At 56.0% G+C, this 12,880-nt stretch carries 17 protein-coding genes and 1 pseudogene; 9 read left to right on the top strand and 9 right to left on the bottom strand.

What is annotated here, in order from left to right; translation table 11 throughout:
• Nucleotides 1–25: 25 nt before the first annotated feature.
• Both C4J88_RS27690 and C4J88_RS27685 read left to right on the top strand, forming a co-directional pair.
• Nucleotides 26–331, top strand: a complete 306-nt coding sequence (locus tag C4J88_RS27690) for an alpha/beta fold hydrolase (protein WP_256657469.1) — start codon at nucleotides 26–28, stop codon at nucleotides 329–331.
• Nucleotides 332–488: 157 nt separating this feature from the next.
• The gene (locus C4J88_RS27685) at nucleotides 489–908 is read left to right on the top strand and encodes a hypothetical protein (RefSeq protein ID WP_256657894.1); all 420 of its coding nucleotides are present in this window, start codon (nucleotides 489–491) and stop codon (nucleotides 906–908) included.
• Between the two features lie 37 nt (nucleotides 909–945).
• Here the strand turns inward: C4J88_RS27685 and C4J88_RS09825 are convergent, their stop codons facing one another.
• Entirely contained in the window at nucleotides 946–1,944 is a 999-nt protein-coding gene (locus C4J88_RS09825; protein ID WP_124403709.1) for an NAD(P)/FAD-dependent oxidoreductase, read from the bottom strand.
• A gap of 274 nt (nucleotides 1,945–2,218) precedes the next feature.
• Here C4J88_RS09825 and C4J88_RS09820 point away from each other — a divergent pair, with 274 nt between their 5' ends.
• On the top strand, nucleotides 2,219–2,893 hold the full coding sequence (locus C4J88_RS09820; protein ID WP_124362183.1) for an SOS response-associated peptidase family protein: 675 nt from the start codon (nucleotides 2,219–2,221) through the stop codon (nucleotides 2,891–2,893).
• A gap of 120 nt (nucleotides 2,894–3,013) precedes the next feature.
• The gene (gene pip / locus C4J88_RS09815) at nucleotides 3,014–3,994 is read left to right on the top strand and encodes a prolyl aminopeptidase (protein ID WP_124362182.1); all 981 of its coding nucleotides are present in this window, start codon (nucleotides 3,014–3,016) and stop codon (nucleotides 3,992–3,994) included.
• 520 nt (nucleotides 3,995–4,514) lie between these two features.
• Here pip and C4J88_RS27385 read toward each other — a convergent pair.
• Nucleotides 4,515–4,778: a hypothetical protein gene (locus C4J88_RS27385; RefSeq protein WP_164484523.1), complete on the bottom strand. Its 264-nt coding sequence runs from the start codon at nucleotides 4,776–4,778 to the stop codon at nucleotides 4,515–4,517.
• Between C4J88_RS27385 and C4J88_RS09805 the strand changes: the two genes are divergently transcribed.
• Nucleotides 4,777–4,965, top strand: a complete 189-nt coding sequence (locus C4J88_RS09805) for a hypothetical protein (RefSeq protein WP_124403708.1) — start codon at nucleotides 4,777–4,779, stop codon at nucleotides 4,963–4,965. The genes C4J88_RS27385 and C4J88_RS09805 overlap by 2 nt on opposite strands.
• Nucleotides 4,966–5,378: 413 nt before the next feature.
• On the opposite strand, the gene C4J88_RS09800 is transcribed toward C4J88_RS09805, so the two are convergent.
• Genes C4J88_RS09800 through C4J88_RS09790 form a run of 3 tightly spaced genes read right to left on the bottom strand, consistent with a single transcriptional unit; the run spans nucleotide 5,379 to nucleotide 8,116 of the window.
• Nucleotides 5,379–6,194 (bottom strand): SMP-30/gluconolactonase/LRE family protein, encoded by an 816-nt coding sequence (locus C4J88_RS09800; RefSeq protein WP_256657465.1) that lies wholly within the window; start codon nucleotides 6,192–6,194, stop codon nucleotides 5,379–5,381.
• Nucleotides 6,195–6,233: 39 nt separating this feature from the next.
• Nucleotides 6,234–6,707 (bottom strand): DMT family transporter, encoded by a 474-nt coding sequence (locus C4J88_RS09795; protein ID WP_124362181.1) that lies wholly within the window; start codon nucleotides 6,705–6,707, stop codon nucleotides 6,234–6,236.
• 11 nt (nucleotides 6,708–6,718) lie between these two features.
• Nucleotides 6,719–8,116, bottom strand: coding sequence for an amidohydrolase family protein (locus C4J88_RS09790; RefSeq protein WP_124403707.1), 1,398 nt, complete (start codon nucleotides 8,114–8,116; stop codon nucleotides 6,719–6,721).
• A gap of 143 nt (nucleotides 8,117–8,259) precedes the next feature.
• Between C4J88_RS09790 and C4J88_RS09785 the strand changes: the two genes are divergently transcribed.
• A complete protein-coding gene (locus C4J88_RS09785; protein WP_124403706.1) occupies nucleotides 8,260–9,171 on the top strand; it encodes a LysR family transcriptional regulator in 912 nt (303 codons plus the stop codon).
• Here C4J88_RS09785 and C4J88_RS09780 read toward each other — a convergent pair.
• The 4 genes and pseudogenes from C4J88_RS09780 to C4J88_RS09765 all read right to left on the bottom strand — a co-directional run bounded on the left by C4J88_RS09780 (nucleotide 9,084) and on the right by C4J88_RS09765 (nucleotide 11,583).
• Entirely contained in the window at nucleotides 9,084–10,028 is a 945-nt protein-coding gene (locus tag C4J88_RS09780; RefSeq protein ID WP_256657463.1) for an MFS transporter, read from the bottom strand. The two genes, C4J88_RS09785 and C4J88_RS09780, sit on opposite strands and share 88 nt — an antisense overlap.
• 14 nt (nucleotides 10,029–10,042) lie before the next feature.
• Nucleotides 10,043–10,683, bottom strand: a pseudogene (locus C4J88_RS09775) (transposase); the annotation flags it as partial.
• Between the two features lie 107 nt (nucleotides 10,684–10,790).
• On the bottom strand, nucleotides 10,791–11,120 hold the full coding sequence (locus tag C4J88_RS09770) for a hypothetical protein (RefSeq protein WP_124362178.1): 330 nt from the start codon (nucleotides 11,118–11,120) through the stop codon (nucleotides 10,791–10,793).
• Between the two features lie 244 nt (nucleotides 11,121–11,364).
• Nucleotides 11,365–11,583, bottom strand: coding sequence for a hypothetical protein (locus C4J88_RS09765; protein WP_124403705.1), 219 nt, complete (start codon nucleotides 11,581–11,583; stop codon nucleotides 11,365–11,367).
• Between the two features lie 329 nt (nucleotides 11,584–11,912).
• On the opposite strand from C4J88_RS09765, the gene C4J88_RS09760 reads away from it, so the two are divergent.
• From C4J88_RS09760 to C4J88_RS09750, 3 genes are read left to right on the top strand one after another with little or no spacing between them, the layout of a single operon-like run.
• Nucleotides 11,913–12,248: an RAQPRD family integrative conjugative element protein gene (locus C4J88_RS09760; protein ID WP_124365133.1), complete on the top strand. Its 336-nt coding sequence runs from the start codon at nucleotides 11,913–11,915 to the stop codon at nucleotides 12,246–12,248.
• Complete coding sequence (locus C4J88_RS09755; RefSeq protein WP_124362176.1) at nucleotides 12,245–12,484, top strand: TIGR03758 family integrating conjugative element protein; 240 nt, start codon at nucleotides 12,245–12,247, stop codon at nucleotides 12,482–12,484. The genes C4J88_RS09760 and C4J88_RS09755 overlap by 4 nt, the downstream gene beginning before the upstream one ends.
• Nucleotides 12,485–12,501: 17 nt before the next feature.
• Nucleotides 12,502–12,873 carry a TIGR03745 family integrating conjugative element membrane protein gene (locus C4J88_RS09750; RefSeq protein ID WP_124362175.1) on the top strand — a complete coding sequence of 124 codons (372 nt, stop codon included), beginning with the start codon at nucleotides 12,502–12,504 and terminating at the stop codon, nucleotides 12,871–12,873.
• Nucleotides 12,874–12,880 lie beyond the last annotated feature (7 nt).

The raw sequence follows: 12,880 nt of genomic DNA, 5'->3' as shown, positions 1-12,880 counted from the left end.
CGGCAACCCTGGCGGCGTTCCAGTCGTGTACTTGCACGGCTGCCGTGGTGAAGGAGCGCCGCTCGGCAAACGTCAGTTCTGGGATCCGGATCACTACCGCATCGTGCTGTTCGATCGACGCGGCGCCCTTCGCTCAACGCCACTTGGAGAACTGCGCAACAACACGACGCAGGCGCTGGTCGGGGACTTGGAAAAACTTCGCGAGCATCAAAGCAGGCTGATCACCGGTGGCTCGTGGGGCACCACGCTCGCTCTGGCTTATGGCGAGACTCATCCGCAGCGCTGTCTGGGTTTCATCTTGCCGGGGCGTATTCATGGGCACCGAAGATGAAATCAACTGGTACATCCACGGTATGCGCCGGTTTTCCCCTTGCACTTGAGGATTTCATTAACTTCATTCCCAAGGAGGAGCGGCACGATCTGCTGCAGGTATATCTTGATCGAATGACAGGCGATGACGAGGTTTCAAGCGGCGGAGCCATTCGCGCTTGGGTTCGTTACTCGGCCAGTGTTCATTATTGCGCCACGATCCGGACGGCATTGAAGAGCAAGCCGCCGATCAAAAGACCAGCACCAGCATGGGACTTCTTGATGTTTGGTATTTCAAGAACTGGATGTTTCTTGGAAAAGACCAACTGATAAATAACATTGAGGCAGTCAAATACCTACTGTGCAAGATCATTCAAGGGGGGCACGACATGATTGCCACGCCCAACTCCGCTTTTCGCTTGCATAAAGCCTGGACAGACTCGGTGCTGAAAATCATCATAGCAAGCCCCCCCATCGCGGGTTGCCTGACTTCCACGTCGAATAAATACGTGCTATCAGGATTTAGAGATCGAAACGGTGAATTGAAGTGTCCGATGACCTCTACCGTGGAGCTCGCGGTGTTACGCTGGTTAGGCTGAAACTATTTTGACCGAAGACGCTATTCCGCTTATGTACTCAAGCGGTACCCCGAACGGTTCTTTCGTCCCGTAACCGATCCCAAAGACGTAGTTCCAGGCTGTTATGCACAGCAGTCGCGCAGACCGCCGCCTGGCCTGTAGCGACGCTAATTTGCTTGAGCGAGTCCACGACATCCCCGACAGCGTAAAGCCCGTCAATCGATGTGCGCTGATGGTTGTCAACGCACAAAGCGCCCTCCTCGTCCACCTGCGCGCCCAGTTGCACCGCTAGCTCCGAGCGATACCGTGAGCCCAGCGATGGATAGACGATATCGAAGCAGTAATCTTCACCTTTCCCCGCTTTTACGTAGACTTTGCCGCCCCTCACTTCGATGTACTCGACCCGGTCCCTAATCAAACGTATACCGGCGCACCGCGCTCTCGCGCTCACGTCCTCACCAGCTTCGCTATCACCCTCGGCCAGCACCGTCACGTGGTCGGTGAAGTTGCGCAAAAATAGCCCGTGCTCAACAGCACAGTGTGCTTCGCCATATACCGCCACGTTGTCACCGTTGACTTCGTAGCCATCACATATGGCGCACAGCCGAATCACCGAGTGTGCAATGCCATCGTAGGGTCGATCCATCTGCGGCAAGGTATCGACCATTCCAGTTGCCAGCACCACACGCCGCGCGCTCAGCGCTCGTCCGTTGAGTTGCGCAACGAAACCAGTGTGGTCTTTGCGCAGACATTCCACGCTTCCGGCTTCAATCGTCGCCCCGTAAGACACGGCCTGCTCGCGCAATCGATCGAGCAAATCGTTGCCCGATATGCCTGGCGCAAAGCCGGGATAATTGTGCGAAAGCGGAATTAGGCTTGCACGGCTTTGCCCCCCGTCGGCGACCACGACTCGCCGATGGAAACGACTCAAATAAACCGCCGCCGTTAACCCTGCAGGGCCGGCGCCGACAATCAAGCAATCGACCTCGATATGACCTGCTGACGGTGATTCGGGGCGCTCTGGAACGTCCCGGTATTTGTCTGACTTAACTGACATCCGCTGCCCTCCTGGTTTGCTTGGAAGCCGATTGAATGACGACAAAAAGATCGAGCTATCACCTCAGTTTTTAAACGGCAGCATCCGATGAGTGGTCACCTAAGCCGATGAAACGCAAATTCTTTTTGCCGTTCGTCTGCTCAACAAAAGGAGTTTCGAACCGCCAGGCAACACCTTGGTTCGCATTTACATAATCTGCCGCATTCAATCCGTAAAAATTGATAAGACGCGACGCGGCAGACTCTTTAGAAGTGCCACTGCCAGGAATTTCGCGATGTGTGAATACATTGTTCAATATGATGTAGCCGAGGGTTTCGAAGCGCTGTTTGCCAAGGTGCAAAACCAAGGCGTGGGGAATGCAACTGGCATTGCGGATAGTAGCCTGCACCGAACCTTTGAACCGCAGGACAGCCGAAACGTGATCAAACCGAACATGCAGGTCAATGCCATACACAGCCGCAACGGCGTCCTAGAATGCATCAAGGTTCGTTGGGGCTGGAAACCGTTCTGGTCGATGGGAACAATGCCGCCGATGACTCATCTGCCACTCCATCTTGTAATGCGTTCGAGGGTATTCGACCGGGTGAAGCGCGACGGACGCATGCTAGTAGCGGTTGACGGTTGGTATGAAGCCTGCGAACCCGAGCAATTGAAAAACAGCCACCGCCTCAGCTACACCACGTCACGCGAGAACGGGCCGATCTTCCTCGCGGCGCTGGCGCAGGTCAGTGAACACTTCAATGGCTGTGACGGGCTCGTATTGGTCATGCACAACGACAGTTCCACAAGACAGCAGCGCCTGCTGGCGTTCACTGCCGAGGATGCGCAGGTATGGTTACGCCCCGATCTGCAATGGGAACAGGCGCAGGACCTGGCCATGCACATGGCGCTGGCAGAACCGCAACTGGAGCATGTTCTGACCTCCACGCGCAGCCTGCGTGGCCGATGAGTACCGACATGACCTTGGGCCGCTTGGAACCTCACAAGGCCACTCCGAGCGGCCCGCCATCGACTCGGTGCCGAAGTCAGGAATCTATGAGGCACCAGCAGTTTGCCGAGAGGATGAATAATGCAAGCTCCTTGTGAAGTCACCTACAACTTGTTCCCTGCCATCGAAGAAGCGCGACGCAGCGGTACGTTGCAAGTCGATGAACCTCATACCCTCTATTGGGAGGAAAGCGGCAACCCTGGCGGAGTCCCAGTGGTGTACCTGCACGGTGGCCCCGGTGAAGGTGCGCCACCCGGCAAGCGCCAGTTCTGGGATCCCGATCACTACCGCATCGTGCTGTTCGATCAACGTGGCGCCCTCCGTTCGACGCCACTGGGAGAATTGCGCAACAACACGACACAGGCGCTGGTCGACGACTTGGAAACACTTCGCAAGCATCTGGATATCGAAAGCTGGCTGATAACCGGTGGCTCGTGGGGCACCACGCTCGCTCTGGCTTATGGTGAGGCTCATCCGCAGCGCTGTCTGGGTTTCATCTTACGGGGCGTATTCCTTGGCACCGAAGATGAGATCGACTGGTTCATCCATGGCATGCGTCGGTTTTTCCCACAAGCACACGAGGATTTCGTGAACTTCATTCCCGAGGAGGAGCGCCAGGATCTGCTGCAGGCTTATCTCGATCGAATGACGAGCGACGACGAGAAATCAAGCGGAGAAGCCATTCGCGCTTGGGTTCGCTACTCGGCAAGTTGTTCGTTGTTACGCCACGATCCGGACGGGGTTGAAGAACAAGCCGCCGATCAAACAACCAGTACCGGCATGGGGCGCCTTGACGTTTGGTATTTTAAAAACCGTCTGTTTCTTGAAGAAGACCAACTGATAGCCAACATTGAGGCGATCAAGCATCTCCCGTGCAAAATCATCCAGGGTGGACACGACATGATTGCCACGCCCAATTCCGCTTTCCGCTTGCACAAAGCTTGGCCAGACTCGGTGCTGAAGATCATAAACGACGCAGGCCATGCGCCGTCTGAACCAGGGATTATCAGCGCGCTGATCGAGGCGACCGAGCAGTTCAAGGAAATGGGGAAGTTCTATTGAAGCGAAGGCGTGGTCCGCTCATACGGGTTGACTGAACAGTGAAATATGTAGTGAGTAGACGCGCGGAACATCGTGTCTGAGAGGGAATTCGGAATGTCTCTGAAGAACTCGAAAAGCGGAGTGAAGACTTCAAAAAAAAGTGTGGTCATCCCTATATACGCAAGGGTTACTACCTGGACTTAAATCCGGAGGAATATGTCTGCACGTATTGTGGAGAGCAGCGCAGGCCTGAGCAGTGGGACGATCTCGAACGTCGCCGTACGCCGCCGGCTGGGATGCTCAACGCCAAGGAGTCGCGTTAGCCTTTTAGCGCGATTGATGGCTTTTTTGATGCGCCGTTTATGTTCAACAGGCCCCCAACACCTGACTCAGGCGTGGGGGCCTTTTTTTGCGCTGGCGGCAACCACTCTCCCGGTGCTGGTCTGCCACGCTAACTTTCTGGTCAATGCGTCGGACGCTGCCCCATGTCATACGCCTATGAAGGCCTGGCGACCGCCACCGTGCTGTCACTGTACTTGGGTCAGCCGTCGAAGGACCTCACCATGCTGGAATTGAACGCCCGCGTGCGTAATGTCGGTACCGGACGGTTTCGCACGAGTTCGACCGTTACCTGCAGGGCCCGAATGAAGCGAACGCCTTGCGCGTGATCCTGCCGGGTGGCTTGTTGCTGCAAGGACCGATCACCGACGGGCGCAACGAGCCGGGTGGCTGGCTGTTGATCCAGGCAGAACAATACGACCTTGCGGTCGAGCAGCCCGCGAGCTTCAATGCTGGAAATGGGCATGAACAGCGTGATCGACCCCTTCGTGGCGTTGGACTTCCCGCAAGCGGTGCATGTCCGAGCCCTTAAGTTGCTGAACAGTATTGCCCAAGCGAGCACCGTGGCCGATACGTTGCACGCCGCCGACCGGGCCGAGGGCTTCGCCTTCGGCATCGAGACAGTGAAGGACGCATATGCTCTACGCCCCTGACCAAAGACTGCCCCCAAAGCTGAGCAGCTTTTTGGAGTTCGCACGTGAGGCGTTTGGGCAACGGGGGCTCTCTGACTATAGGAGAATTACGGCCGCTGCTCGCCGATTTCTGCCGGTCAGGAAAGGCAGCTTTCGGCCCAGAGTGTGTAAAAACGCTTCGCCAAAATTGAAGTGTGCGCGTCTACGTTAAATCTGAAATTTATCGGCACGTCTGAAGATGTGGATTTTGCGTAGAAACGCGATTTTCAGTCCGGTTTTGGGCACATGGCGCGCTCAAAAACGTTTTTACACAGCCTCGGCCAGAAGCGGTCATTCATACGCGTCTACCAATTGGCATTCAGAACGGCGCGACAGGCTAGAACCCACTATTCAGCGCAGTCGTCCTGCAAATCGCTCTTCAGGCAATCCGGCAGCTAAAACGGCTTCGGCTTTATCAGCGTGCCATCGAAATCTGCCGGCTTATCCAGCCCTATCCTTGCGCTGGTGCAGTAAAGCGTTTCATAACCAGGTCCCGCTAAGACCGGGCAAGTGGTCTGAATACACGGGGAGCCGATCACGCTGTCAACTTTGCCGTCTGCCGCGTAACGCACGACTCTGCTACCGCCCCATTCCGCACTCCAGAGAAAACCATGCGCATCAATACAAGAACCGTCTGGAGCACCCTGACCGTTGACTGTAGTGAATACACGCTGGTTTTCTAGCGATGGGTAATCGCAGCAGAAAATGCATCCTTGCAGGGAGTCCGCGTAATACATGGTGAAACCGTCCGGGCTAAAACAGATGCTGTTCGGGATCGCCACTTCGGGAAGGTCCAGCGTTTCTGTCTCGAGCGTCGCGGCATTGAGCCGGTGAAATCTGCCTATGGTTTGCACCGGCTCGCCGGTGTCCATCGTGCTGAATACGAAGTTTCCCATACGGTCGCAGCGGCCATCATTGATCCGGGTTCCTGCCACGCCAGGGGTGGCTGTGACTTTGCTGAAACGACCGGAGCTCAGGTTGTAGTAGCCCAAGCAGGATGCCAGTCCCATCAGCAATATGTCTTCGTCTGCCGTGAGGGCAAATGACCCTAGCGGCTCTGGCAGGGACCATCGCTGCACTTCGCCGTTTTCGGGGTCCAGAGCACGCAACTCGCGGCCGGGGATGTCGGTCGAGAACAGGCGTTCGGTTCTTTCACACCAGACAGGACACTCGCCAAGAAGACTGGTCGTGTCGGTTAGGGCTTTAAACATGGTTGCGTCCTACGAAACAGGATGGGATAAACAAGGCAGTCAGTTGGAGAAAAGCGCTAACCACCTGTCACCGAACAGAGCGATGGCCAGGCCTGCGAGCATCACCATTGCCCCGGCCAACTTGACGAGAGACACCGGCCTTTCCAATGCCCCCATCAAGCCGAAGTGATCGATAACCAGTGACGAAATAATCTGCCCGGCGATAGCGAGGCCCAGCAGGGCTGACAGACCGATTTTTGGCGCAAGCACCACATAACTAAGCAACGCGCCGGCACCCAGCAGACCGCCCAGCAGGCTCCACCAGGGCTGGGCAGGTATAGCCGCCAGTGAGACCACTATCCCGCCGCGCATCAATGAAAAGATACTCAGGCATAACGCACCGGCAGTAAAAGAGAACAGCGCCGCCGCGACCGAATCTCCACCCACGCCTTTAGCGAGTTGGCCATTCAGCGTGGTCTGCAGGGTGATGCCAAGCCCTGCGCAGACGGCCAGCAGGTAGTAGGCTGCGTTCATCTCACGCCTCCTTACTTGGCTGACTCAAGCGGCAGGAATTTCTCGGCAAACATATCCGGCTGATAGCCTGCAGCAGCAAACAGATGCTCACGGGATTCGTCGATCGCCGCACGCAGCCTTTCGCTGTCCACGCCCAGCACCTTGCCGCCCTGCTTGACGATGCGCCCGCCAATAATGACGGTATCGACATTACTGCGTTCGGCCGCGTGTACAACGGTGCCGAATGCGTTGCCTGACGGGTAAAGGTTGATGTCCTGCGCGTTTATAAGGATCAGGTCGGCCTGTTTGCCGGGGGCCAGGCTGCCGACTTTGTCCTGCAATCCGGCACAGGTAGCGCCGTCGAGAGTGGCGGCTTTCAGTAGGCCATGAGCAGGTAGGGTCACCGGATGATGTTCTGCGCCGCAGCAGCGCTGCTGGTGCATGCCCATGACGCGCTGCAGGTAGAACGCCACCCGCATCTCCATGAACATGTCACCGCTGTAGGAGGTTTCGTTATCGACACTCAGCCCCGGACTGATGCCGTGACGCTGGGCCGACTGCATGGCGAACATTCCATCTTCAATGCCGTAGTGGGCATCTGAACGCGGGCATACGTTGACCCGCACGCCAGCCTCGCGAAGGATTTTCCAGCCGGCGTCCGGCAGCGAGGTGCAGTGGTTGAAGATGTTATCGGGGCGCAGCAGACCCTCGCGATGCAAACCCTCCAGCTCAGCTGCCATGTCCCCACCGAAAAATTCGGTAATGATCGGCAGCCCCAGACGCCGGGCTTCAGCCCACAGCTCAAGCTCCAGCTGCGCCATCACCGCCAGCGAGAGCAGTGGGTTGTCGCCGTTCTTGACGTATTTTTCCTGCAGGCGCTCCAGGTTGCCGGGCCAGTGGGCTTTGTCCCACTCACCGGAAACTGGCGCACCGGAGGCGTGTACAGAGCGGATACCAGCATCGAGCAATGCCTCGACTGCGGCGTCAGAATGCGCGCCGGTACGGCTGTTGTGCGAGTTATCGACCACGGTGGTGATGCCGGCATCGATGCAGCCCAATGCAGTCAGCAGGTTGCCGATATACATGTCAGCCGGGCGATAGTATTTAGCGAACGAGAAGTGCGTGGCGTTGCAGTAGTCTTCAAGGGTTTCGGCATTTGGATTGATTCGACGCAGTTGCCCTTCCCAGGAGTGACGGTGCGTATCGACCATGCCCGGCATGGCGATCATGCCGGATGCTTCGATAACAACAGCATCGCCTGCCTCGAGGTTTTCACCAATGGCCGTGATGGTGCTGCCTTCGATAAGGATATCGCCGCGCGCCAGATTGCCGATATCGCCATCCATGCTCAGCACAGTGGCGCCACGGATAAGTGTGCGGCCGGCCGGAGCGGCTGGGCCTTGCACGATGCTGCGGTTATATTCAGCCATTTTCTGTACACCTCTTCAAATTTCGTTGGAAGCAATGTACGCAAGGCGATACTGCGGGAAAAAGGTGTAAAACTGTTTTAGTTATTCAATTTCTACGAATAATAAGACCTTTCCCGATCACTGCTTTGAGGCTGCTAACAGTCATGGACCGTATTCAAGCGATGCAGGTTTTCGTCCGTGTGGCTGAAGCAGGAAGCTTTATCCAGGCGGCGCAGACGCTCTCTCTGCCGGCCTCGACAGTTACCAGCAGCGTTAAAAATCTTGAGAAGTACTTGCAGGTGCGCCTGCTGAACAGAACAACGCGGCGAGTCAGCCTGACGCCTGAGGGCGCTCAATATCTGGCGCAATGCAGGGAAATATTGGAGCTGATCGAACACACAGAGAACAGCCTGACGGATTCCGTAAAACGGCCACAGGGGCGTTTGCGTGTCGATATGCCGGGTGGCATTGCACACTTCATCGTCATGCCAAATCTGCAAGACTTTTACCGGCGCTACCCGGATATCTATCTGATGATAGGCGTCAATGACCGGCAGGTTGATCTGATTCAGGAGGGTGTCGATTGCGTCATTCGTACAGGCGAGCTCGATGACTCAACGCTCGTTGCGCGCCCACTCGGACGGTTTCGCTGGGTGACCTGTGCGTCTGCCGCCTATCTCGAAGAGAACGGTACTCCGCAAACCCCGCAAGATTTGTCTCACCATCGATCCATTCATTACTTATCAGGCCGCGCAAGGCAAGCAGGTGAAATGCGCTTTGCCCGTGGCACTGAAAAGGTCTCAGTCCCGGTCAACGGCACAGCGGCCGTCAACGAGACTGGGCTCTACATCAAAATGTGCCTTGAAGGTTTTGGGTTGGTGCAGCTCGCCGAGAACGTGGTCAGCGAGCATCTGCGAGAAGGGCGGCTGGTCGAAGTGCTTGCTGACTGGCAGCCTGCATCGGTTCCTGTGCACCTGCTATACCCTCATCAGCGCTTTCTTTCGCCAGCCGTGAGTGCATTCGCTGACTGGATTGCCGGGCTTGTTCGCGACGATGATTCAGCATGTTCAAGTTGAACGTTGCGCCCGGCCAGCATGCCAGTGAATGCGCCGGCTACGGAGATTGCGGCTGTGATCAGCAGCGGTGCTGTCCAGCCACCGGTCCAATCGTGCAGTTGGCCCAGCAGCAAGGGGCCTGCAGCTGCCATCAGGTAGCCGACGCACTGCGCCATTCCTGAAAGTGCCGCCGTGTCACCGGCATTTTTTGTGCGCAAGCCGATGAAGGTCAGACCGAGCATCATGATGGCACCAGAGCCCAAGCCCAGGAACGCGGCCCACAACATGGCGTAGTCTGGCGCGTAAATGAGCCCGATCAGGGATGAGGCGGTTAACAGGCTGACGGTAGCGGCTGCCAGTTTCTGGTCTTTGAGACGGCGAAGCGTGGCCGTTAGAATCAGGCCGGGAATGGCCGTGGTCAGTTGAAGCGTGCCGTGTACGGTGGCTGCTGGCTCCGGGGATATGCCATGGTCTATCAGAATCGTCAGCAGCCAGCCGACGGCGACATAAAAAGGCATCGCGTTCAGTCCCATGAAGAGTGTGACCTGCCATGCCAGCGGCGAACGCCAGACGGCCACGGTTGGCGCTTGTTTCGGACCGGACAGATTTACGTGTCCGTGTTTTTTCAACTGCGGCAGCCACACCACCAGCGCCAATAATGGGGCTGCGACCAACAAACTCAGGGCCATCGGCCATCCCCATGATTGGGTCAGCGGCACTATTACGGCTGAACCGACAGCGCCCGCTGCGCCCATCGTTATGGAATAAGGGCCGGTCATGGACGCCATTTTTGTCGGGAAGTCGCGTTTGATCAGGCCGGGCAGCAGCACGTTGCCCAGGGCGACCCCAGTGCCTATCAATATCGTACTGGCGTACAACGCCCACGCGCTGCCATCGCTTGAAGCTCCTTCATTTGCATTTAAGCTTGGCGATTTTCTCTTCCAGCCGCACGGCGCTGGGCTCGGAAGCTGTGGGTTCTTGCTGGTCGGCAGAGTCGAGTGCCGCCAGCTAACGATTGATACTCGATTCAATTTCTTCTATTCGCCGCTTCAGCTTGGCGCTGGTAAAATTGCGGTCGCGGTTGTTGACTGCTTTGAATTTACCGCCATCGATGGCGATCAAATTTTCTCCGAACAGTCCCAACTGCTGACACAGCACAACGAACTGGCGACAGACGCCTTGGATGGCCTTGCTGTTGTCGTTCCGGAAGTTAGCGATGGTTTTGAAATCTGGCATCAAACGCCAGGGCAGCCACATCAGCTCGACGTTGCGCTGGGCTCCTCGTTCCAAACGTCGGCTCGACTGGATGCGGTTGAGATAACCGTGGATATAGATCTTCAGCAGGATTGCGAGGTAGTAACCAGGCCGGCCTGTATCAACAGGAATAGCACCGTCAAAACCCAGACTGGCCACGTCGAGTTCATCGACGAAGGCGTCGGCTATGCGCACCGGATTTGTATCGCTGACGTAATCGTCAAGGCTTTCGGGAAGTAACGTGCCTTGGCCTCGATATTCCCCTTGGATAAAAGTCATGGCGATCCTTGCGATGAATTCTGAAATCATAGCGAGTGTTCGCGAAGGCGTTTTTACACACTCTGGGCCAGAAGCAGACTGACTTACCGCATACTCGGAAATATGGTTTACATCGACTGGACCGACGCCACTTCTACATACCGGAATTTTTTTCTGGCTGCTTTGGTGGCTTCCTGCTCTGCCAGCAACGTACTGAGAGTATCGGCTTCATGGGCGATCTCAAGCGTCTTTCCTTCAAACTCATTGCTCACACGAAGAGTTACCCGAAGCCTTGGGGTAAAGGCTTTGGGGGCTTTCTTTTTCGCCATTTTTGATACGGGTGCGGCAACGAAGTCCGGCTGGATTTTTTCCACGGGAACGGTGCTCATCGGCGCAGCTATTTCAGCGTTGCCGAACAATGCTTGGCGCATCTCTTCTTCGGTCAATTTTTTGTTCATGCTGGTTCTCAAGCGCCTGATCACTAAACCGGTGTAATTCTAACAGCTAATCTTGGCGAGGCAGTTTCCAGCTACCGGAATGTTTCCTGAACACTACTCTCCGGTGGGGAACAAGGCTGGTCAATTCGCATCGGACTCCCCACATCTCAAATGATCAGATCCAACGAATAAAGCGACAGGTTACAGGTTAATTCAACAGAATCACTTCGGTACTTGCAAGCGTGTAGCGGGCGTTAGAGGATGCCTATAACTGACGTAGCCGCATAATCGCATCAGTGATGGCTCGGGCATTTTGGTCGAGCGTTTCCATGGTCCCGATTGCGTTAACGGCGACACTTTCCACTCCATTCTCTGAGATCCATTTGGTCACCTCTTCAAGGGCGGCTGCTAGGGCGTGCTGGTTGTGCAGGAGCAGTGTGAGAGCGTCCGCTGTGGCTATGTTGGCTTCAGAGTTATCTGACATGGGGATCATCCTTGAGTAAGTGGTATTGGAAGACTAGTTAAACACACCGTTGGCTGGAGCTATTTCTCCCAGACCCGCTGACACCTGGAGGTATTTGCACTGACTTAACGACTCATTTGCACGACCTCAGTAAGCCCTCATAAATCGAGCTCGTATTTGCGCTCCAATTCACTTCCTTTCTCCGCGACATAACCTCGACACAGGGAACAAGCTCGCTACATCGTCAGCGCCGGTATCGAAATAAAATGACGTCGCGCACTTCGTATTTTTTACTGCTGAGCCCTATTCGTCAGTTGGATGCTAGCCCCATAACCAAATGGGCTATGCACATGCCAACTGTATTTTGCCGAATCTGCTGCCTGCTCGTACTGACCACGTTCAATAGTGGCAGCTATGCCGCATCTGCTCATGAACAGGAGCAGTTGAGTCTGATTTTGCAGCAACTCGACGCTATCGAACATCTTGCGACAAGAGCCCAGACAGCCAGCCAGGATGAATCAACCGAGCGTTATCGCTTCGACTATCCCCACCTAACTCGAGACATCCAGCGCATCCGCCAGGGTGTGCAGGACTATCTCTCCCCCTCCCGCGCTCAACCTCGCGATCCCCGTGAAATGGTCGGTGATTACCGACTTGATACCCCGTCTGCGGAGCCTTCGCCATGAGCATGACTGACGCTCAGACCGCCGCCTTTCAAAACGCTTCCGGCTTCTCGGCACAGAGCAGTTCGGCGCTTTGGATTTCCATGGTTATGGTCCTGGCGTTGCTGTGGTGTGCCTGGGTGATGTGGACCGCTTACCGAGGTTGGGCCACCGGCAATGTGCGTTTTGGAGCCTTCGGCGGAAACGCTGCGCGCGTACTGCTTACCTTGCTGATTTTGATGTTCTTCACCCTGTCCTAACACCGGAGATCGCCATCATGCTCAAGTGCCTTGTCCCCCTTAAAAACAACCTGCGTGATCGTGCAAGCCAACGCCTGATCGGTCTGCTGCTGGTCCTTGGGCCAGGCCTAGCCTTTGCCGAGCTACCGACCATGGAGGCGCCTTCCCGAGGCGAAGGTTCGGGATTGATCGAGACGATCAAAAACTACGCCTACGACGCCGGCATTCTACTAGGTCTGCTGATTGCCCTGCTCGCGTTTCTCGGCGTGGCTTGGCATTCCCTGACCGTATTTGCCGACGTCCAAAACCAGCGCAAGACCTGGAAAGACCTCGGCGCGGTAGTTGGTATCGGCGCCCTGTTGGTGGTGATCATCATCTGGTTCCTCACCAAAGCTTCCGCGATTCTCTGAGGTTGGC

It is taken from the genome of Pseudomonas sp. R4-39-08 (assembly GCF_003852275.1).
In the GTDB taxonomy this organism is placed as follows: Bacteria; Pseudomonadota; Gammaproteobacteria; order Pseudomonadales; family Pseudomonadaceae; genus Aquipseudomonas.
Note: the sequence above shows the minus strand (reverse complement) of the source record. Positions and strands in the feature narration are given on the sequence as shown.

What these genes read in the sequence shown, in the direction of transcription:
- C4J88_RS09790 (WP_124403707.1), bottom strand. Translation starts at nt 8,116, where the DNA reads ATGGCTGAATATAACCGCAGCATCGTGCAAGGCCCAGCCGCTCCGGCC.
- C4J88_RS09750 (WP_124362175.1), top strand. Translation starts at nt 12,502, where the DNA reads ATGCTCAAGTGCCTTGTCCCCCTTAAAAACAACCTGCGTGATCGTGCA.
- C4J88_RS09800 (WP_256657465.1), bottom strand. Translation starts at nt 6,194, where the DNA reads ATGTTTAAAGCCCTAACCGACACGACCAGTCTTCTTGGCGAGTGTCCT.
- C4J88_RS09820 (WP_124362183.1), top strand. Translation starts at nt 2,219, where the DNA reads ATGTGTGAATACATTGTTCAATATGATGTAGCCGAGGGTTTCGAAGCG.
- C4J88_RS27385 (WP_164484523.1), bottom strand. Translation starts at nt 4,778, where the DNA reads ATGCCCATTTCCAGCATTGAAGCTCGCGGGCTGCTCGACCGCAAGGTC.
- C4J88_RS09765 (WP_124403705.1), bottom strand. Translation starts at nt 11,583, where the DNA reads ATGTCAGATAACTCTGAAGCCAACATAGCCACAGCGGACGCTCTCACA.
- C4J88_RS09755 (WP_124362176.1), top strand. Translation starts at nt 12,245, where the DNA reads ATGAGCATGACTGACGCTCAGACCGCCGCCTTTCAAAACGCTTCCGGC.
- C4J88_RS09770 (WP_124362178.1), bottom strand. Translation starts at nt 11,120, where the DNA reads ATGAACAAAAAATTGACCGAAGAAGAGATGCGCCAAGCATTGTTCGGC.
- C4J88_RS09825 (WP_124403709.1), bottom strand. Translation starts at nt 1,944, where the DNA reads ATGTCAGTTAAGTCAGACAAATACCGGGACGTTCCAGAGCGCCCCGAA.
- C4J88_RS09760 (WP_124365133.1), top strand. Translation starts at nt 11,913, where the DNA reads ATGCCAACTGTATTTTGCCGAATCTGCTGCCTGCTCGTACTGACCACG.
- pip (WP_124362182.1), top strand. Translation starts at nt 3,014, where the DNA reads ATGCAAGCTCCTTGTGAAGTCACCTACAACTTGTTCCCTGCCATCGAA.
- C4J88_RS09795 (WP_124362181.1), bottom strand. Translation starts at nt 6,707, where the DNA reads ATGAACGCAGCCTACTACCTGCTGGCCGTCTGCGCAGGGCTTGGCATC.
- C4J88_RS09785 (WP_124403706.1), top strand. Translation starts at nt 8,260, where the DNA reads ATGGACCGTATTCAAGCGATGCAGGTTTTCGTCCGTGTGGCTGAAGCA.
- C4J88_RS09805 (WP_124403708.1), top strand. Translation starts at nt 4,777, where the DNA reads ATGAACAGCGTGATCGACCCCTTCGTGGCGTTGGACTTCCCGCAAGCG.